At 59.0% G+C, this 19,134-nt stretch carries 17 protein-coding genes and 3 pseudogenes; 15 read left to right on the forward strand and 5 right to left on the reverse strand.

Going from position 1 to position 19,134, the window contains the following annotated elements:
* The 3 genes and pseudogenes from U367_RS0115045 to U367_RS0115050 all read left to right on the forward strand — a co-directional run.
* On the forward strand, positions 1-1,083 hold a 1,083-nt coding region (locus U367_RS0115045), incomplete at its 5' end, for a ribonucleotide-diphosphate reductase subunit beta (protein WP_028615974.1).
* A 65-nt stretch (positions 1,084-1,148) separates the two neighbouring features.
* Positions 1,149-1,319: pseudogene (locus U367_RS1000000130960) on the forward strand (HNH endonuclease); the annotation flags it as partial.
* 72 nt (positions 1,320-1,391) lie between these two features.
* Positions 1,392-2,036 (forward strand): HAD-IB family hydrolase, encoded by a 645-nt coding sequence (locus tag U367_RS0115050; RefSeq protein ID WP_032864314.1) that lies wholly within the window; start codon positions 1,392-1,394, stop codon positions 2,034-2,036.
* Positions 2,037-2,179: 143 nt separating this feature from the next.
* On the opposite strand, the gene U367_RS0115055 is transcribed toward U367_RS0115050, so the two are convergent.
* Positions 2,180-3,139 (reverse strand): LysR family transcriptional regulator, encoded by a 960-nt coding sequence (locus tag U367_RS0115055; RefSeq protein ID WP_028617625.1) that lies wholly within the window; start codon positions 3,137-3,139, stop codon positions 2,180-2,182.
* Between the two features lie 193 nt (positions 3,140-3,332).
* Between U367_RS0115055 and argH the strand changes: the two genes are divergently transcribed.
* The 7 genes from argH to U367_RS0115090 all read left to right on the forward strand — a co-directional run bounded on the left by argH (position 3,333) and on the right by U367_RS0115090 (position 10,121).
* Positions 3,333-4,760, forward strand: coding sequence for an argininosuccinate lyase (argH, locus tag U367_RS0115060; protein WP_028617626.1), 1,428 nt, complete (start codon positions 3,333-3,335; stop codon positions 4,758-4,760).
* A 97-nt stretch (positions 4,761-4,857) separates the two neighbouring features.
* Positions 4,858-5,736, forward strand: a complete 879-nt coding sequence (locus U367_RS0115065; protein WP_028617627.1) for an amino acid ABC transporter permease — start codon at positions 4,858-4,860, stop codon at positions 5,734-5,736.
* 24 nt (positions 5,737-5,760) lie between these two features.
* A complete protein-coding gene (locus tag U367_RS0115070) occupies positions 5,761-6,525 on the forward strand; it encodes an amino acid ABC transporter ATP-binding protein (protein ID WP_010208290.1) in 765 nt (254 codons plus the stop codon).
* 25 nt (positions 6,526-6,550) lie between these two features.
* Positions 6,551-7,372: an ABC transporter substrate-binding protein gene (locus tag U367_RS0115075; protein ID WP_028617628.1), complete on the forward strand. Its 822-nt coding sequence runs from the start codon at positions 6,551-6,553 to the stop codon at positions 7,370-7,372.
* Between the two features lie 118 nt (positions 7,373-7,490).
* On the forward strand, positions 7,491-8,660 hold the full coding sequence (locus U367_RS0115080) for an MFS transporter (RefSeq protein ID WP_028617629.1): 1,170 nt from the start codon (positions 7,491-7,493) through the stop codon (positions 8,658-8,660).
* Positions 8,661-8,714: 54 nt separating this feature from the next.
* Complete coding sequence (locus U367_RS0115085) at positions 8,715-9,662, forward strand: hypothetical protein (protein WP_028617630.1); 948 nt, start codon at positions 8,715-8,717, stop codon at positions 9,660-9,662.
* Positions 9,663-9,755: 93 nt separating this feature from the next.
* Positions 9,756-10,121, forward strand: coding sequence for a helix-turn-helix domain-containing protein (locus U367_RS0115090; RefSeq protein ID WP_028617631.1), 366 nt, complete (start codon positions 9,756-9,758; stop codon positions 10,119-10,121).
* Positions 10,122-10,125: 4 nt separating this feature from the next.
* Here U367_RS0115090 and U367_RS0115095 read toward each other — a convergent pair whose 3' ends face one another.
* Positions 10,126-11,064 (reverse strand): GlxA family transcriptional regulator, encoded by a 939-nt coding sequence (locus tag U367_RS0115095; RefSeq protein ID WP_028617632.1) that lies wholly within the window; start codon positions 11,062-11,064, stop codon positions 10,126-10,128.
* A 114-nt stretch (positions 11,065-11,178) separates the two neighbouring features.
* Here U367_RS0115095 and U367_RS0115100 point away from each other — a divergent pair, with 114 nt between their 5' ends.
* Positions 11,179-11,982 (forward strand): SDR family NAD(P)-dependent oxidoreductase, encoded by an 804-nt coding sequence (locus U367_RS0115100; RefSeq protein ID WP_028617633.1) that lies wholly within the window; start codon positions 11,179-11,181, stop codon positions 11,980-11,982.
* Here the strand turns inward: U367_RS0115100 and U367_RS0115105 are convergent.
* The 3 genes from U367_RS0115105 to U367_RS0115115 form a co-directional block, all read right to left on the reverse strand.
* Positions 11,966-13,330, reverse strand: coding sequence for an amidase family protein (locus U367_RS0115105; protein WP_084651064.1), 1,365 nt, complete (start codon positions 13,328-13,330; stop codon positions 11,966-11,968). The two genes, U367_RS0115100 and U367_RS0115105, sit on opposite strands and share 17 nt — an antisense overlap.
* A 249-nt stretch (positions 13,331-13,579) precedes the next feature.
* The gene (locus U367_RS0115110; RefSeq protein ID WP_236319855.1) at positions 13,580-14,092 is read right to left on the reverse strand and encodes a hypothetical protein; all 513 of its coding nucleotides are present in this window, start codon (positions 14,090-14,092) and stop codon (positions 13,580-13,582) included.
* Between the two features lie 356 nt (positions 14,093-14,448).
* Complete coding sequence (locus tag U367_RS0115115) at positions 14,449-15,498, reverse strand: MBL fold metallo-hydrolase (protein ID WP_028617636.1); 1,050 nt, start codon at positions 15,496-15,498, stop codon at positions 14,449-14,451.
* A 123-nt stretch (positions 15,499-15,621) separates the two neighbouring features.
* Between U367_RS0115115 and U367_RS0115120 the strand changes: the two genes are divergently transcribed.
* The 4 genes and pseudogenes from U367_RS0115120 to U367_RS1000000132725 all read left to right on the forward strand — a co-directional run.
* Positions 15,622-16,248, forward strand: coding sequence for a TetR/AcrR family transcriptional regulator (locus U367_RS0115120; RefSeq protein ID WP_028617637.1), 627 nt, complete (start codon positions 15,622-15,624; stop codon positions 16,246-16,248).
* 190 nt (positions 16,249-16,438) lie between these two features.
* Positions 16,439-17,497 (forward strand): diguanylate cyclase, encoded by a 1,059-nt coding sequence (locus U367_RS0115125; protein ID WP_028617638.1) that lies wholly within the window; start codon positions 16,439-16,441, stop codon positions 17,495-17,497.
* Between the two features lie 262 nt (positions 17,498-17,759).
* Positions 17,760-18,527 (forward strand): annotated as a pseudogene (locus U367_RS1000000132720) (PAS domain-containing protein); the annotation flags it as partial.
* A gap of 117 nt (positions 18,528-18,644) precedes the next feature.
* A pseudogene (locus U367_RS1000000132725) lies at positions 18,645-19,079 on the forward strand (methyl-accepting chemotaxis protein); the annotation flags it as partial.
* Between the last annotated feature and the right edge of the window lie 55 nt (positions 19,080-19,134).

The raw sequence follows: 19,134 nt of genomic DNA on the forward strand, positions 1-19,134 counted from the left end.
CGCGCCAAGGCCGCCCTCGACAAACTCGACGTCGCCGAAGGCCTCGCCGAGCTGGAAGGCTCCGCCGCCCGTGTCGCCGTTGACGAAAAGCGCATGATCAACTGCCGCGCCGACCTCAACCAGCTCGTACCCTTCAAGTACGACTGGGCCTGGCAGAAGTACCTCGACGGCTGCGCCAACCACTGGATGCCGCAAGAGGTCAACATGACCGCCGACATCGCGCTGTGGAAAAACCCTGAAGGCCTGACCGACGACGAGCGTCGCATCGTCATGCGCAACCTGGGCTTCTTCTCCACCGCCGACTCCCTGGTCGCCAATAACCTGGTGCTGGCCGTGTACCGCCTGATCACCAACCCGGAGTGCCGCCAGTACATCCTGCGCCAGGCCTTCGAAGAAGCGATCCACACCCACGCCTACCAATACTGCATCGAATCGTTGGCCATGGATGAAGGCGAGATCTTCAACATGTACCACGAGATCCCATCGGTCGCTAAGAAAGCCGCCTGGGGCCTGAAGTACACCCGTTCGATCTCCGATCCGAAGTTCGAAACCGGCACCGTCGAGACCGACAAAGAGCTGCTGCGCAACCTGGTCGCCTACTACTGCGTGCTGGAAGGCATCTTCTTCTATTGCGGCTTCACCCAGATCCTGTCCATGGGCCGTCGCAACAAAATGACCGGCGTGGCCGAGCAGTTCCAGTACATCCTGCGTGACGAGTCGATGCACCTGAACTTCGGTATCGACGTGATCAACCAGATCAAAATCGAAAACCCACACCTGTGGGATGCCGAGATGAAGGAAGAAGCGACCCAGATGATCCTGCAAGGGACTCAGCTGGAGATCGAATACGCGCGCGACACCATGCCACGCGGTGTGCTGGGCATGAACGCGGCGATGATGGAGGACTACCTCAAGTTCATCGCCAACCGTCGTCTGTCGCAGATTGGTCTGAAAGAAGAGTATCCGGGGACGACTAACCCGTTCCCGTGGATGAGCGAAATCATGGACTTGAAGAAAGAGAAGAACTTCTTCGAAACCCGTGTGATCGAGTACCAGACTGGCGGCGCGCTGAGCTGGGATTGATGCCTAAGCCCATCAACCCCATTAAGCCCTGACACGTTCAGGGCTTTTTTATGCCCGGTGAATGGCCACTTCTTGAAGCACATCAAGCTGACCACCTCGCCCGGAAGGGTTCGGATCGCATCACCAATGCTGTAGCCTTGTGCCCCAATTGCCATCAGCGTTGTCACCGGTCGAGTGACCGGGATGCCTTCACCGAAGGGCTTTACGCCAAAGTCGGAAGATTGGCACGGGAGTAAACTCCCGCTGTCACACCTGATGCACACTCAAAAAATAGTAGATAGGACCGAGGCCAACCCGTGAACCCAGACATGCTCGAAGCCGGCCCCGCTGACGCCAAAGTACTTTCCGTCTTTGACTTCGACGGCACCCTGACCCACCACGACAGTTTCGTGCCCTTCCTCAAGTTTGCCTTTGGCCCCGGTGAGTTCTATGGCCGGATGGTCAAGCTGGCGGTGCCGGGGCTGCGCTTTCTGGTGCGGCAGATCAGCCGGGATGAGTTGAAGGCGCAGTTGATCCGCACCTTTATGACTGGGGTGCAGAAGACGTGGGTGCAGCAGAAGGCCGAGGAGTATTGCCAGCGCAACTGGGCACGGTTGATGCGCCCGGCGGGGGTGCTTTCGGTGGAGCAGGAGTTGGGCTCCGGTGCGGAGGTCACGCTGTGTTCGGCGTCGCCGGCGTTGGTGTTGCAGCCGTTTGCGAATCGGCTCGGGATCAAGTTGATTGGGACTGAGCTGGAGGTGGTCGACGGGGTATTGACCGGTAAGCTCACCGGGAACAATTGCCGTTGTGAGAACAAGGTGCTGCGGCTTGAAGCGGTGTATGGGGATTTGGGCGAATATCGGCTGCGGGCCTGGGGCGATACGCGTGGGGATCGGGAGTTGTTGGCGGCGGCGCAGGATGCGCATTTTCGGCATTTTCATGCGAAGAAGAAGCGGGCGAAAGTGCTGCGCTGACCATTGTAGTGAGCGGGCTTGCCCCGCGCTGGGGCGCGTAGCGGCCCTAAAACCAAACGCCGCATTCTGTCTGACAGCATGCGGCGTTTTTATTGGGACTGCTGCGCAGCCCAGCGCGGGCAAGCCCGCTCACCACAGGTTGATCAGACAGAGGCTTTGAGGTCTACGCCCAGGGCTGTGGCGAAGGCTTTTACCATCGGGCTGCGCGGGGCGTTGTGGCGCAGGATGAGGTTGAAGGCGGTGCTCAGGTGAACGTGCTCCGGGCACAGTGCGCGCAGGCGCCCTTCTCTTACCAAGGGCATAGCGTAGTGTTCGGGCAAGAAGCCGAGGAAACGGCCAGTAAGGATCAGGATCGCGACGGCTTCGACTTGTGAGGCCGACGCGGACCGGCTGTCATAGTTGACGAAGTTGGCCTTGTCGCGGTGGATCGCATACCGATGGTTCACCCCTTCGTATTGGCGCAAGACCTCGGGCGTGATGTCGTTCGCGTCGAAGAGTGGGTGTCCTACGGCACAGTAGGCGTGGGCCTTTTCTTCATACAGCGGAAAATAATCGAATTCTTCGCGGCGCTGGTACACCGGCACGATGCCTACGATCAAGCGTCCCTCCACCACGCCGCGCTCAACTTCGTCCAGTTGCGAGGCGTGTAGGCGCAATCTAATCTTTGGCGATTCGCTATGTAATTTCCCCAACGCGGCAATTAGCGGGGAATTAACATCGGATACGGTGTTATCAATAACGCCCACACTAAGGTCGCCAATAAGCTCATTTTGCGCCGAACTAAGCTTGTCGCGAAAACTGTCCACCGAGGTAAATAACTCGATGGATGCCTGATACACCAACTTGCCTTCTTCGGTCAGCCCGAACCCTTCCCTGCCCCGTGTGCACAGGCGCATGCCGATGCGAATCTCGAGGTCGGAGATTTGTTTGCTGATGGCCGCGAGCCCCACGTTCAGCTCGTTTTGCGCGGCACTGAAGCCGCCCGCTTCGACCACGGCCATGAACACGCGCAGCAATTTGAAGTCCAGCCCGCTCAACTGCAGGGGCGGTCTTGTGCCGGGTTTTGGCGGCAGGTTTCCAGAAGTGGAAAGTGGAGTTTCCATAATACGCGTTGACCTCAAGTGCCATATTCAACAGGCTTCAACCCAGTCCTTGAACATAGCCAGGCGGCGATAATGAACATAAACATCCGCCCTTGGCAACCTTGAATACGGCGCGTCAGACGCTGATTCAGTCTAGTTGAAACCTTATTTTTACTGCCTCCGACTCTTCTAAAAACAAGCGTGAGGAATACCCATGTCCCAGCCCACCGACCGCCTTTGGGGCGCTCGTTTCAAGACCGGCCCGTCTGCTGCATTGGCCGCGTTGTCGCGTTGCCCTGAGCGCTATTTCCGCCTGACGCCCTACGACCTGGCCGGCTCCCGTGCCCATGCCCGTGAGTTGCAGCGCGCCGGGTTGCTGGATGAGTCGGAAACCTTATGCACCCTGGCCGCGCTGGACGAGATCAGTGCGGATTTCGCCGCCGGTAACCTGCATCCGACCCTGGATGATGAGGACGTACACACCTTCATCGAGCGCGTATTGACCGAGCGCCTTGGCGCCTTGGGCGGTAAGTTGCGCGCCGGGCGTTCTCGCAACGATCAGACAGCCAATGACCTGCGGCTTTTCCTACGGGACCACGCGCGCACCATCACCACCGAGGTGCTGGGTTTGCAGCAGGCGTTGGTGGAGCAGGCCGAGCAGCATATCGAGAGCATCTGCCCCGGCTTTACCCATTTGCAGCAGGCGCAACCGATTGTGTTCGCTCACCACTTGCTGGCTCACGCGCAGTCGATGTTGAGGGATGTGCAACGTCTGGTGGATTGGGATGCGCGCACGGCCTTGTCGCCTTTGGGCGCTGCCGCGATGGCGGGTTCTGCGATTGCGCGCCAGCCGGAGCATTCGGCCAAGGAAATGGGCTACACCGGGCCGTGCGAAAACTCCATCGACGCCGTCGCCAGCCGTGACCATGTGGCGGAGTTTCTGTTTGTGGCGGGCATGCTCGGGGTGAATATTTCGCGTCTGTCCGAGGAGTTTTGCCTGTGGTCGTCGCGGCAATTTCGCTGGGTGGTGCTGGATGACGCCTACGCCACTGGCAGTTCGATCATGCCGCAGAAAAAGAACCCGGACATTGCCGAATTGGCGCGGGGCAAGGCTGGGCGCTTGATTGGCAACCTGACCGGGTTGATGTCGACGCTCAAGTCGCTGCCGCTGTCGTACAACCGTGATTTGAGTGAAGACAAGCACAGCGTGTTGGACAGTGTGGATACGTTGCTGCTGGTGTTGCCGGCGATGGCGGGAATGGTTGCGACCATGAAGGTGCAAGTGGAAGAGCTGCGGCGTCAGGCGCCGATGGGCTTTACCTTGGCGACCGAGGTGGCGGATTGGTTGGCGACCCGTGGTGTGCCGTTCAAAGAGGCCCATGAGATCACCGGCGCGCTGGTACAGGCGTGTGAGAAGCATGAGATTGAGTTGTGGGAAGCCTCGCCGGCGATGTTGGCGGAGGTGGATGCTCGGCTCACACCCGAAGTGCGCGACTGCCTGACACTGGAAGCGGCGATTGCGGCGCGCAGTGGGTGGGGTGGGACGGCGCCGGAGCGGGTTCGGGAGCAGATTGGGCGGTTGAAGTCCGCATTAGCGGCTCAACAGCAGTGGGCAGAGAGTTATCAGGGGTTCCGGATTTAAATCTGCGGTGTTCGGGCTGGCGTCTTCGCAGGCAAGCCAGCTCCCACATTTGGACCGCGTACAGTAGTTAGAGCGTTGTAAGTTTTGGAGATTCACCATGAACCAAACCCCGGCAGAGCGCTTGGAAGCCGAGCGCAAGTTGTCCGAGAACCAGTTCGATATCACGCAGTACGAACACGTGCCGCGTCGTTATTACGGGCGGATGTTTTTTGCCACCTTGATCGTGATCGTGTTGGCCGCGCTGTTGCGTGCGTTTGCCAACGGCCAGATCGAATGGTCCTACATCGGGCAGTTCCTCACGTCTGAGGCCATCCTCTGGGGCTTGGTGAACACCATCGTCATGTCGATCCTGGCGATGGTGCTGGGCGTGGTGATCGGGGTGATCACGGCGATCATGCGCATGTCGGCCAACCCGATCCTGCGTTATGTGGCCATCACCTACACCTGGCTGTTTCGCGGCACGCCGCTGATTTTGCAACTGCTGCTCTGGTTCAACCTGGCGTTGATTTTCCCAGTGATCGCGATTCCAGGCCTGTTCAGCATCGACACCGTCGACCTGATGACGCCGTTCGTGGCCGCCCTGCTCGGTTTGAGCATCAACCAGGGCGCCTACACCGCCGAGGTGGTGCGCGCCGGCCTGTTGTCGGTCGATACCGGCCAGTATGAAGCCGCCAAGTCCATCGGCATGCCGAGCCTGCAGGCGTTGCGTAGGATCATTCTCCCGCAGGCGATGCGAGTGATCATTCCGCCTGTAGGCAACGAGTTCATCAGCATGGTGAAAATGACCAGCCTGGCCAGTGTGATCCAGTACTCGGAGCTGCTGCACAACGCGCAAAACATTTACTACGCCAACGCGCGGGTCATGGAGCTGCTGATCGTGGCCGGCATCTGGTACCTGGCGGTGGTGACTGTTCTTTCATTTGGTCAAAGCCGCCTCGAGCGTCGTTTTGCCCGCGGCGCCGGCAAGCGTTCGTAAGTCTGGGTTGAGGAGATTTGCCCCATGAGAAGCATCGTCAAGGCCGTCAACCTGAACAAGTATTACGACCAGTATCACGCGCTGCGCGACATCAATATCGAGGTCGAGCAAGGCGAAGTCATGTGCATCATCGGCCCGTCGGGGTCTGGTAAAAGCACCCTGCTGCGTTGCGTCAACCAACTGGAAAAAATCGACAAGGGCGGGCTGTGGGTCGACGGCGAACTGGTGGGTTACCGCGTCGTCGGCAACAAGCTGCATGAGATGAACGAATCGCAGATCGCCCGCCAGCGCCTGGCCACCGGCATGGTGTTCCAGCGCTTCAATTTGTTCCCGCACATGACCGTGTTGCAGAACATCATCGAAGGCCCCTGCCAGGTGCTCAAGCGCTCGCCCAAGGAAGCTATCGAAGATGCGTTGGAACTGCTGGCCCGCGTCGGCCTGGCGGACAAGCGCAATGCCTACCCGGTGGAGTTGTCCGGCGGCCAGCAACAGCGGGTAGCGATTGCCCGTGCGTTGGCGATGCGACCCAAATTGATGCTGTTTGACGAACCCACGTCAGCCCTCGACCCTGAGCTGGTAGGCGAAGTGCTGTCGGTGATGCGCGACCTGGCCACCACCGGCATGACCATGATCGTGGTCACCCATGAGTTGGGCTTTGCCCGTGAAGTCTCCAACCGCATGGTGTTTATGGATGCCGGCCAGATTGTGGAAGCCGGCAGCCCGGAAGAAATTCTAATAAGCCCACAAAACCCGCGTACCCAAAGCTTTATTTCTGCCGTTCGCACTTAACTAAAAAACAAACGAGAACGCCCCCATGAAAAAATTGTTTATCCCAACGTTGCTTGCAGGCCTGATGGCCTCCTCCGCTGTTTTCGCGGCATTGCCGGCGGCAATCAAGGACAAGGGCGAGATCAGCGCGGCCATCGTGCCGAACTATCCGCCGATGGATTTCAAGGACCCGGCCACCAACAAGATCACCGGCCTGGACTTTGACCTGGGCAACGCCCTGGCCGAGCGCCTGGGCGTGAAGATCAAATGGCAGGAGACCGGCTTCGAGCAGATGCTCAGCGGCTTGACCACCAAGCGCGTGGACATCGTGCTATCGGGCATGACCGACACCGCCGAACGCCAGAAGGCCGTGACCTTCATCGACTACTTCACCAGCGGCCCGCAGCTCTACACACTGGCCAAGCGTGAAGACCTCAAGGAATTGACTGACCTGTGCGGTAAAAAAGTCGGCACCAGCCGCCGTACCACCTGGCCGTCGGAAATTGCCGCATGGAGCAAGGAAAACTGCGAGGCGGCGGGTAAGCCGGCGATCGTGGTGATCGGCACCGAAGGTTCGGCGGATGCGCGGGCGCAGTTGCAGCAGAATCGCCTGGATGCCGCGATGCAGGGCAGCGAGACCATTCCCTACTTGATGTCGCTGGACAAGGGCAAGTACAAGCCGGTGGGCCTGGCGATTTCCAAGCAATTCACGGGGCTTGGGATTGAGAAGAGCAACACGGAATTGGTCACGGCGATCAGTGAAGCGTTGCAGGGCATGATTGATGACGGCACCTACGGCAAGATCCTGAAAAAGTGGGACCTGGAGCAAGGCGCCGTAGAAAAAATCTCCATCAACGCCGGCCAGTAACCCACAACCTTGTAGGAGCCGGCTTGCCGCCGATAGCGAGCTTACGGACGCCATCGCCGGCAAGCCGGCTCCTACACGGAATGTGTGCACTTGATCGAATAAGGACATCTGCCCCACCGTGGCCACCTACTCCCTGGTAATCCGCCGCCTGATGATCTGCTCGGTGACCATCGTGGTCAGCCGCGCCATGACCAGCCCGTTGCTGGCCCTGTTGCTGAGTACCCGCCTTGGCCTGAACCAGCAGGACATCGGCCTGCTGATGGGCATTGCCGTCTTTATCGCGACCTTGCTGGGCCTGTACGGCGGCTACATCATCGACCGCCTGGAAAAGCGCAAGCTGCTGATCCTGGCCATGCTCTCCAGCTCCATCGGTTTTCTGTTGCTGACTTTTGCCAGCAACCTCTACCTCACCACCCTGACCCTGGTCATCACCGAAGCGGCGTCGGCGCTGTTCCTGATTGGCTCAAAAGCCATCATCAGCGAGAACCTGCCGGTGGGTGACCGTGCCAAGGTGTTTTCCCTGCGCTACACCCTGACCAACGTCGGCTACGCCACGGGCCCGATGGTCGGCGTGGTGATCGCCGGCCACATGCAACTGGCACCGTTCCTGATTGCCAGTGCGATCGCCTTTGGCAGCCTGTTCCTGATGATCGGCATCCCGCCCACCCAACGGGATGACAGCAACAAGCCCTTGAGTTTTCTCACCACCCTGCGCACGTTGCGCAGCGACCGCACACTCATCCTGTTCACCAGCGGCAGCTTGCTGAGCACCATTGTCCATGGGCGCTACACCCTGTATCTGTCGCAGTTCTTGCTGGTGGCCTACAAGCCCGCGGAGGCGCTGAAGATTCTGTCTGCGGTGCTGGCGTGCAATGCCATTACCGTAATTCTGATGCAGTACCAGATCGGCCGCTTTCTGAAGCGTGAACAACTGCGCTACTGGATTGTGCTCGGCACGCTGCTGTTCATTGCCGGACTGATCGGTTTCAGCCTCGCGGACAGCCTGCTCACCTGGTGCCTGGCGATGTTCGTATTCACCCTCGGCGAGATGATCATCTACCCCTCCGAGTTCCTGTTTATCGACACCATCGCGCCGGATGCACTGCGCGGCAGTTACTACGGCGCGCAGAACCTGGCCGCGTTTGGAGGGGCGATGAGCCCGGTGATTTGCGGCTATCTGCTGATCAATGCGGCGCCGGCCAGCATGTTCTATGCATTGGGGGCACTGACTGCGGTCGGTGGAACGCTGTGTTTCTTGAGCGGGCGAAGGGTTGCAGGTTCTTGCTGATATTTGCGCTGGATCCCGCTATTAATAGCGAAACTTCTCACGGACCCGAGCCCGATGAAATTCGACACGGCCTACAGCCTGAGTCTCGATGACAAGTTGTCGATCTACGACGTACGAGACCTGAATTTCGACGAAACAACCGACTTCGACTCAGACAAGGACAGCTTCCTCTGCCCTAATGATGAATGTCGTGCGGCGTTTGATACCAGCAACGCACTGAGCACCTTCAACGCCAAAAACGTCAATTACCTGCGCACGCCGCATTTCAAGAACAAGACCAGCACCCGGCATATAGAGGGTTGTCGTTACACCAGTAGCCATAAAACCGCGACAGATGAAAATGACGACGAGCGTGAGGACAATTTCCCATCGGAGTTTGTCCTCACCCCTCGTCAGTACGAACGCAAGACACCAGTTGTGAGTAAAGAGGGAAACGTCCCATACGATCCACTGAAAGTGCCTTCAAACCGGAGCTCTGTATCCCATAGCCCCAACGACAGCACTCCAGACAAAACCAGCGTGTTCGCCCACCCGGTGGAATGTTTCGTGTCCAACATCGACGACAAGGACAAGCTCAAGTCCATGCCGTTGAAGATCGGTGACCACACCGCGAGCTACTGGACGTTTTTCAAGAAGATCGAATACCTGCAAGACAACAAGGGCCTGATCTACTGGGGCAAGATCAAAGAAATCAAAGACTACACCAGTAGCTTTCGCATCGATTTCGAAAAGAAAGTGTGGCTCGACAAGAAGCCCTACTCGGTCAACGTCTACCTGAGCAAAAAGCTCATAGAGAACTATCGCAAGCGCAAAGCGTTTTTAGAGCAGATCAAGGCAGCAGTAGACAGTGAGCGAGCGTTGTACTGCTTCTTCTACGGGGTGACGCCGAAGCTGCAACAGGTGCCGAGCAAAAGGAATCCCGAGCAGACGTTTGGGGTATTCAGCGCGAACATCGAGAACCTCGACCACCTGATCATTCGGGAGGCGCCAGGGGTGGAATAGAGGATGTTCGAGAATCCAGTTGATGAGCGGTCAAAACAACTGTACAAAAACACAGTATAGTTTGCCCTCCCCCGTCGAACCTGGAGAAAACCCATGTCCTCTCTGGCAATGAGCTCTTTCGTAGAACAGCAGATCGTCCTGCATCAATTCACCGCCAAGCACAGCGTGCAGGCCCGCGCGATCTTGGGCTGGAGCCGGGAAGACCTGGCTCACCAGGCCGGAGTGGCGGTTGAGGCGGTTCAACAGTTTGAAAACCAATATGACGTGGGTGATGAAACCCGCCTGGCCTTGGCGTTTCGGTTGGAAGCTGAAGGGTTGGTGTTCTTCCCAGGGTTTGCGCCGGGATGGGGGATGAGTGTGCGCCGGTTCGACACCGAAGAACCGGAGCCTGTGGCGCAAGGCATCCTCTCTCGCTTGATAGGGGCAACGTCGGCACCACTTGAACCTAGCGGTACATAGAGCTTCAAGCCTGCAGTTGCAGCGCCCGACGCATCATTTGCGGCGGTTGGCCAAAGGCCCTTAGGAAGGCGCGGCGCATGCGCTCCGGGTCGCCGAAGCCGGTCTCGCGGGCGATGATATCGATGGAGTGATCGCCAGACTCAAGCAACAGGCGGGCTGCCTCGATGCGCAACCGCTCGATAGCCTTGGCGGGTGACTGGCCGGTTTCGGCACGGAACAATCGGCTGAATTGGCGTGGGCTCAAGTGGGCGACTTCAGCCAACTGCTCCACTGAGAGATCGGCCTGCAAGTGTTGTCGGGCGTAGACCAATGCGGTTTGCACGCGGTCGGATTTGGGGGCGATTTCCAGCAGTGCGGAGAATTGCGACTGGCCACCTGCGCGGCGATGGTAGACCACCAATTTACGCGCCACTGCGCGTGCAACCTCAACACCCAGGTCATGCTCAACCAGTGCCAGGGCCAGGTCGAGGGCGGCGGTCAGGCCGGCGGAGGTCCAGAGCGGACCATCGACGGTGAAGATCCGGTCTTCCTCCAGCCGTACATTCGGGTAGGCCTGGCGAAACGTGTGGGCATGGTACCAATGGGTCGTCGCTTTGCGGCCCTCCAGCAACCCCGCGGCGGCCAGATAAAAGGAGCCGGTGCAGGCCGATGTCACGCGACGCGAGGTAAACATGGCTTGCTGCAAGTAGGTCAGCATCCCGGGCGTGGCTTTCAGCAATTCGTTGTCTCCCACCACCAGCAATGTGTCGTAGTGCTGTTGGCCGAAGGGCACGGTATCGATGGCGAAGCCCATGGAGCTTTTGATTGGCCCACCGTGTTCCGATAACAGGTCCACGCGATAAAACGGCTGGTCCAACTCAAAGTTGGCAAATTCGAACACGGTACTGGTGCCCAGGCTGAGCATCTGGAACCCGGGAAACAGCAGAATACCAATAGATACCATGGCGAGACCTCACGTCCCAAAAGGAGGGATATACGACATTGCAGCCAATACATTACACCCATAATCTTGGTTCCAACAAGGCCGCCCTTCCCCGGCCCTTCTGGAGCAACTGCAATGACTCAATCCAAAGGTTTCGCCCTGATCACTGGCGCTTCGTCCGGGATTGGCGCTGTGTATGCCGACCGCCTGGCTAACCAGGGTTACGACCTGATTCTGGTGGCACGCAACCAGCAACGACTGGACCAACTCGCGGCCCGACTGAAAGCCGAGACCCAACGGGACATCCAGACAGTGGCGGCCGACCTCAACTTGCCTGCCGACCTGTCGCGCATTGAACAGATTCTGCTTGAAGACAGCCGCATCAGCCTGCTGGTGAACAACGCCGGCGTCGGTGCAACGGCGTCACTGCTGGCCTCGGACGCGGACAAGATGGACGCCATGATCTTGCTCAATGTCCTCGCGCTCACTCGCCTGGCAAAAGCTGCCGCGACCAATTTCGTTGCCCAGGGTCGTGGCACCCTGATCAACATCGGCTCAATAGTCGCGCTCGCGCCTAAGTTGTTGAATGGTGTGTACAGCGGCACCAAGGCCTTTGTGCAGGCGTTCAGCGAATCCCTCGACCATGAACTGAGCGACAAAGGTGTCAGTGTTCAAGTGGTGCTGCCTGGCGCCACCGCCACCGAGTTCTGGAATGTCGCGGGACTACCAGTGAACAACCTCCCCGACACCATCGTCATGACCACGGAAAATCTGGTGGATGCCGCGCTGGCAGGCCTTGCCCAGGGTGAGAAGGTGACAATCCCCTCATTGCCCGACCGCCTGGACTGGGATGCCTATGAAACAGCACGCCTGGCCCTGGGGCCCAACCTGTCACATCGCTCCCCAGCGGCACGTTACGGCGTCAAAGTTCCGGTTTAACCGCTACCTGAGCTGCCTGCTCATACCCATGGGCCACTGCCAGCAAGATGGGTTCGGCCCATTGGGTACCGAAGAAGTGGGCACTGGTGGGTAGGCCCTCCTCATCGACGCCAGACGGTACGGCAATTCCCGGATAGCCGGCCGCTGCGACACCGAAGTAACTGTTGGTGTCGAAATCCGACACCATCGCGTCCAGGTTTTCTGCCTTGATCGGGCCATCGATCGTGCTTCTGAAATCCTGGATCAGCGCGTCCCACAGTGGCTTGCGTTCCTCTGGCGTCAGCGTTGAGGCGCCGATCTCCTTTAGCACAGCTTGATGATCCGTCTCACTGCCGTCACGTAAATCGTTGAACCGGATCAGTTCAGTCAGCGACCTGACCGGCAACCCCGAGCGCTTGCCCAGGTAGGTGTTCAGCTCTTCCTTCACATCCGAGAGCAACAGTTCGTCGTAGCGTGAGGTATCGGCCAGGCGCAGGTTGACCGGCACCAACACCGCGCCTTGCTCGCGAAGCACGTCCAGTGTCCGATTGAACTGCGGGCTGTTCTCCACTGACAGGGTTTCGCCATCTTTGGAGAACGTGGCAGGGTAGCCGATACGCTTGCCTTTCAAGGCCCCCGGTACCAGCAACTGCGTGTAATCGATACCTTGGGGCGCTCCTACACTTGCCGGGTCCTTAGGATCACTGCCTGACATGGCATTGAGCATCAACGCAGCATCAAACACCGAACGCGTCATCGGCCCCGGTGTGTCCTGGTGATGGCTCGCCGGAATAATCCCGTTACGGTCCAGCAGCCCGACAGTAGGCTTGAACCCGACAATACCGTTGCGTGCTGCCGGCACAATGATCGAGCCATTGGTTTCCGCACCCACCGCCAAAGGCGCGAAGCCAGCAGCAACCGCTGCGGCGGAACCGGAACTGGAACCTCCCACGTCGGCATCCGCTTGATGAGGGTTACGGGTTTGCCCGCCTCGACTACTCCAGCCATCGGCCCCCCCACGGAACCCAGCCATTTCAGTCATATTGGTTTTACCGAGGATCACTGCGCCCTGCTTGATCAGGTAGTCCACCAACGGGGCGTTCTTACCGGCCGTTGCACCGACCAACCCAAACGCGCCTGCACTGGTTTGCATACCTTCGGTTTCGATCGTGTCCTTGAGCAAGATGGGAATGCCATGCAGCGGCCCGCGCACGTTGCCGCTGGCCCGTTCACGGTCCAGCTCACGTGCGGTTTCAAGCGCCTTGGGGTTGAGCTCAATGACAGCGCTCAGTTGCGGATCCAGCCTGCGAATCCGCTCCTGCAGATGAGTGACCAGATCGGCCGAAGTAAGCCCGCCCGGGAGGGCCATTTGCCTGCTTAGCTCGTTGACACTGAGGTACTCAGTACCGGCGGGCAAGGGTTTTGAAGCAACGGGTAAGTAGCCTCCAGCGAAGGACTGTACGACTTGCCGGACCATGGAGCCCATGCCATATGCGATCCCTACAGATGCGATGCCTAACATAAGACCTCTTGAGGAGTAAGAGATGAAGAAGGACCAATGTTGATCCGTGGCCAGTCTAAAAACTCCACTCCTCATTGGCTGCGCGACGCGGGCGACTCACCGTGTGGGATAGTTCAGCGCTGCGGGTGGCTCGTCCTGCCGGTCCATCAGTCGGCGTCCGTTTTGATACCCCTGCACCAAAGCCGGCAGCCAATCCTTCGCCCATCGTGCACCGTAGAACCACAGCGTCGCGCCACCCTCGAGCGGCGTGCCAAACCCTGGGTAGCCACTCCAGCACGCGCTGTGGAAGGCGCTGCTGCGGCTGTCGGATACCAGGGCATCCAGTCGGAATGCACGCACCAGCTCATCGATTTCGTTGCGGGTGTGAAGGGTGTGATTGGCCCGGTGGGCAGCCACCGGTATCAACTCAGCTCCGGATCGACGCAATATGTCCAAGGCTCTCAGGAAGGATGAGTTGTGCTCGATCCGCTCATGTTCGTGGTCATCTACAAACCGCTCGGCAAACCCCACGCGCCTGCCGCCCAGCGCGTGATCCGCCGTGAAGGCCGTGTTGTTTTCTACTAGGGGGACTTCAACCATCACCGGCCCGGAAGGATCGACTCCACTCAACGCAATCAATGAAAGCGATGGGTCCCGCAAGGGTTTCAGGGGAAGACTCGGAACGTCATATCCTGGAACGGGGACGCTTCGCCCAGGGTTTTCACGAGCCAGGGGCTCGACGCCGAAATCGATCCCTTTAGGGCTCGCATGATTGTTGGCTATCGTCGCCAGGCCTGAACGTTCAGCGAGAACAGGAGCAGGTTGGCCCGTCGGGCAAGTCATACCTGCATGCCAATATTTCTGACATTTACCGTCCATAAAATCCGCCCCCGAGAAATGACTTTCCGGGGATCATCGCACCCTTGGCTGGCGTCTGTCGCAGCTCTGAAACAGCTTGAAAACTCCTTTTTCCGACGCCTCTTACTTCAGTTGGCGAGGCGCTCCTCTGCACCTTGGGTTTCTACCTCCAGCCACCACGCATACCCTCGGTCAGGCTGGTGCAAGCTGAACGCCTGCCCCATCTGCGGTGTGGTGATAAACACGTTACGCTCCCAGGCCAGGGCCATAATGCGGTCGAACGGTTCATGCCATGCATGGAACGCCAAGTCGAAGGTGCCGTTGTGAATCGGCAGCAACCAGCGGCCTTTGAGGTCGATATGCGCTTGCAGGGTTTGCTCAGGTTGCATGTGCACGTGCGGCCAATCGACGTTGTAAGCACCCGTTTCCATCAGCGTCAGGTCAAACGGGCCGTACTGTTCGCCGATACGTTTAAAACCGTCGAAGTAACCGGTATCGCCGCTGAAAAAAATCCGTCGAGCACCATCGAGCATCACCCAGGAACACCACAAGGTCTGGTTGGCATCAAACAGGCCCCGCCCGGAAAAATGCTGCGCTGGTGTGGCGACAAACCGGATGCCATCCACTTCGGTGCCCTGCCACCAATCCAGTTGCCGCACTTTGCTGGCGTCCACGCCCCATTTCACCAGAATATCCCCGACGCCCAGCGGCGCGAGAAAGTAGCGGGTCTTATCGGCCAATTGGACGACAGCCTTGCGGTCCAGGTGGTCGTAATGGTTGTGGGAAAGAATCACCGCTTCTAACGGCGGCAGCTCTTCAAGACTGATGGGCGGTTGGTGGAAACGCTTGGGGCCGGCCCAACTGAACGGCGACGCACGCTCGGCGAACACCGGGTCGGTCACCCAGAATTTGCCGCGCATTTTCAGTAAAACGGTGGAATGCCCGAGACGGAATACGCTGTGATCCGGCGCCGCCAGCAACTGCTCGCGGGTCAGCGGCTGCACCGGAATCTGTCCTACCGGCCGCGTGGTGCGCGGCTTGTTGAACAGCATGTTCCAAAAAATACGCAAGGTCTTGCCGAAGCCACCCTGCTGCACGGGTGCATCGTTGCTGAAGTGCCCTTGGTCTTGCTTGGGCGCTGCCGGCGAAGAATCAACGCGGGACGAAATCGTGGCCATTTACAGGTGACTCCTACAGACCGCTCTTGAATTACACTGCACAGTGTAGTTTCAAGATTGCAACAAAATACACAGCAAGTAAACTACAGAGTGTAACTTTCCTTGACGAACCGAGCGCCCTCCATGACTGCCCCTCAACGCCTTACCGACCGTAAACGCGAAGCCATCGTGGCCGCGGCCATCGCTGAATTTCGCGAAAACGGTTTCGAGGTGACCAGCATGGACAAGATCGCCGCCACCGCCGGCGTTTCCAAGCGCACGGTGTACAACCACTTCCCCAGCAAAGAAGAGTTGTTCGCCGAAATTCTCCATCAACTCTGGGCCAGCAGCGTTGCGCAGCTCGACGTCAGCTACGCCAGCGACCGCCCGCTGCGCGAACAATTGCGCGGCTTGCTGGAAGCGAAGATGAAGATGATGGCGGATGCCAATTTCCTCGACCTGGCCCGGGTCGCCATCGCCGCCACCATCCATTCGCCGGAGCGCGCGCAAGACATGGTCACCCGCCTGAGCAAGCGCGAAGAAGGTTTTACCCAATGGGTACGCGCCGCCCAGGACGATGGCCGGCTCAATTGCAGCGACCCGGCATTTGCCGCCCACCAGATCCAGAGCCTGCTCAAGGCGTTTGCATTCTGGCCGCAGATTACCCTGGGCCAACCAGTCCTGGACGCCGCCAGTCAGGCCTGTGTGATCGAATCGGCTATCGACCTGTTCCTGGCCGGCTACGAAGTCACGTCGCCCCGGCAGCCGTAAAAACCTGTTGTGTGAACGACATTCCAGGTCGTTTTTGACGTATTCGCACGCTGTCCTGAGCAAATGGCTTGGAAGGACACTGATTATTCCCACGCGAATAACTGACAATATTCACAATTATTATCCGATCAACGGTTCAACCCGCTGACGCACTTTGCCGCACCTGCAGAAAAAACGGCTCCAGGAATTTATGGAAAACAGACGAGGCAAAGGGCTTTCATTTGCCAGACGTATCTACAAGCCAAGGATTATCGGCTTGGGCATCGGCTGCATCAGTGTCACAGGCGCTCTTTATCCGCTCGCAATGCCGGGGTGGGTCTGGGCATTCCTGTTGTTCAACGGTTTCGCCTGGGCACATGTGGCCTACCAACTCTCAGCGCGCTCGCAATTCCCCTACCAGGCTGAGCAACGCAATCTGCTGTACGACTCATTGTTCGGCGGGTTCTGGGCCGCCGCCACGCAGTTCACACCACTGACAACCGTTACCATCCTTTCCATGATGACCATGAACAACGTGGCGGCGGGCGGCAAGCGGCTGTTCCTGCGTGGGCTGCTGGCGCAAGTGGCCGGTGTCGGGGTCGCCTGTGCGTTTTTCGGCATCAAATTCAACCCCAACGTCAGCCTCACACAGGTCTACACCTGCCTGCCGATGCTGACGCTCTACCCCATGGCCATCGGCACGGTTTGCTATCAGTTGGCGATTAAGTTGTCGGAACACAAACGCGCACTCAGCGCCCTCAGCCGAACCGACAGCCTCACCGGTCTGCTGAACCACGGCTCATGGAAAGACTTGCTGCACCTTAAATTTCATAAGTGCCAACAGCAGCAAAGCCATGCCACCATCGCGTTGATCGATATCGATCACTTCAAGCAGATCAACGACACCCACGGCCACATCGTCGGCGACGCGGTCCTGCGTCAACTGAGCCTGGAGTTGCGACGCAACTTGCGTGAAAACGACCTGGCCGGGCGTTACGGTGGCGATGAATTCTGTGTGATTCTTCCGCAAGTTCCGCTGGAAGAGGCGGCACAGGTGATGGAACGCATGCGCGAGACCTTCAGCAATTACCGCAACCCGCAGATCCCTGAATTGCGCGTGAGCCTGAGCATCGGCCTGGCTGATTTCCAGCCCTTCTTTACCGACGCCGCCATGTGGCTGAATGCGGCGGATCGCGCGCTGTATGCCGCCAAGGACACCGGGCGTAACCGGGTCAACATCAGCGAAGCAGTGATCGCTCATTCCGCCTGAGGTTGTCCTACGAGTCCTCGTCTGAGTCCTCATGCCTGCACGCCAAGAGAAAGCATAATGCCACCATTTGTCGGCTACCCAAAAAAGGTCCTGCCCCTGAGGCGAACTTCTTGCCAGGCTGATCACTCTGAACCCGTTGTTCCACCCCCGCTGTCGGTACAAGGAAGCTGACAATGAGCAAGTCAACCGTATAGCGAATGCCTTACGGGGGCAGGCGCATATCCAAGGAAACCCAGAAGCTTGCTTGCCCGAGCCCCCGAACATGCTATTTAAAGCCCATAAAAAAACCATCAACGCACTGCAACACACCGTCGCCCAACAGGCCAGCCTGCTGGATGCCATCGAGCGCTCCATGGCGGTGATCGAATTCGACCTGTCTGGCACTGTGCTGCGAGCCAATGCCAACTTCCTCCAGACCATGGGCTACCGCGCCGAGCAGATCGAGAGCCAGTCCCACCGTATGTTCTGCACCCCCGCATTCGCCCGCAGCGCCGAGTACAACCAGCTGTGGTCGAACCTGCGTAATGGCCAGTTCCAGTCCGGCACCTTTGAACGGGTGGCGGGCGATGGCCAGTCGGTTTGGCTGGAGGCCAGCTACAACCCGGTGCGTGACGAAGCAGGTCAAGTCATCAAAGTGGTGAAGTACGCCATGGACGTCACGCCGCGCCTGCAGGCCGAAAGCGAAGCCAATGCCAAACTGGCCGCCATCGGCCGCGCCATGGCAGTGATCGAGTTCAACCTCGACGGCACCATTATCACGGCCAACGCCAACTTCCTGCAGCGCATGGGTTACACCCTGGCGCAGATCCAGGGCCAGCATCACCGCATGTTCTGCAGCGCGGCCGTGGCCAGCAGCTCGACCTACAGCGACTTCTGGAAGCGCCTGAACCAGGGCGAAATGTTCAGCGGCCAGTTCGAACGGGTGGATAAGAACGGTCAGGCCGTGTGGCTCGAAGCGAACTACAACCCGGTGTACGACGCCGGCGGACGCCTGTGCAAAGTGGTGAAGTTCGCCTCGGACGTGACCGCCATGGTGCAACAACATACCGCCGACGCCGCCAGCGCGGCCCAGGCGTACCACATCTCCCTGAACACCCGGGACATCGCCGAAAAAGGCGCCGAAGTGATCCAGCAAACCGCCAGTGGCATGCGCGACATTGCGGCGGACATCGACGGCTCCTCACAGCTGATCGCCAAGCTGGGCGAGCGCTCGCAGCAGATCACCGCCATCGTCAATACCATTCGCGGCATCGCCGACCAGACCAACCTGCTGGCCCTCAACGCCGCCATCGAGGCGGCGCGTGCCGGCGAGCAAGGTCGCGGGTTTGCCGTGGTGGCCGATGAAGTACGGCAATTGGCGGCCCGCACCAGCGGTTCAACGGCGGAAATTTCCAGCATGATCGCGATGATTCAGGAGGAGACCCGCCAGGCCATCCACAGTATGGACGGCACCCGCGACCGCGCCGCGCAAGGGGTCGACCTGGCAAACCGCGCCGGCACGGTAATCCTGCAGATCCGCGAAGGCACCAGCGAGGCCGTGCAGGCGGTGAGTGCATTCGCCAATGAGCGCGGTGGCAACTGACCCGATCTTCATACGGGGCGCTGGGGGCTCGGTCTATAGTGCTTGCTTGTCTTCA

Source organism: Pseudomonas canadensis (assembly GCF_000503215.1).
Taxonomy (GTDB): domain Bacteria; phylum Pseudomonadota; class Gammaproteobacteria; order Pseudomonadales; family Pseudomonadaceae; genus Aquipseudomonas; species Aquipseudomonas canadensis.